Here is a 510-nt window from a genome sequence, read left to right as displayed (position 1 = left end):
TGATTAAGTCTCTGTAAAGAGAATCTGCAGGTCTATCGCCAAGCGGTAAGGCAACGGGTTTTGATCCCGTCATCCCCTGGTTCGAATCCAGGTAGACCTGCCACTTTTAAAGCTGTTGATTATCATGTATAGTCGGCAACTTAAAATGGCTACGTAGCTCAGTTGGTTAGAGCACATCACTCATAATGATGGGGTCACAGGTTCGAATCCCGTCGTAGCCACCATTCTCCTTCTTAGTAAGGCGAATACAATTTGCGGAAGTGGCGAAATTGGTAGACGCACCAGATTTAGGTTCTGGCGCCGCAAGGTGTGAGAGTTCAAGTCTCTCCTTCCGCACCATTCTCTCCTTGAGAGCAGCTTTGAAGAAAAGCAATTTGTAGGTCTATCGCCAAGCGGTAAGGCAACGGGTTTTGATCCCGTCATTCCCTGGTTCGAATCCAGGTAGACCTGCCATTCTTTAAGATTGTTGATCAAACATCAGCACTTTATTGGCTACGTAGCTCAGTTGGT

General features: G+C 46.9%; 4 tRNA genes. All 4 read left to right on the top strand.

Annotation, left to right across the window (positions count from 1 at the left end):
- Positions 1–28: 28 nt before the first annotated feature.
- Positions 29–103: transfer RNA gene (locus ABT58_RS23040), tRNA-Gln, on the top strand.
- A gap of 44 nt (positions 104–147) precedes the next feature.
- Positions 148–224, top strand: a tRNA-Met gene (locus ABT58_RS23035).
- Positions 225–254: 30 nt separating this feature from the next.
- Positions 255–339 (top strand) — tRNA-Leu (locus tag ABT58_RS23030).
- A gap of 39 nt (positions 340–378) precedes the next feature.
- Positions 379–453 (top strand) — tRNA-Gln (locus tag ABT58_RS23025).
- Positions 454–510 lie beyond the last annotated feature (57 nt).

The organism is Photobacterium aphoticum (assembly GCF_001029435.1).
In the GTDB taxonomy this organism is placed as follows: Bacteria; Pseudomonadota; Gammaproteobacteria; order Enterobacterales; family Vibrionaceae; genus Photobacterium; species Photobacterium aphoticum.
This window is presented reverse-complemented; position numbering and strand designations above follow the sequence as displayed.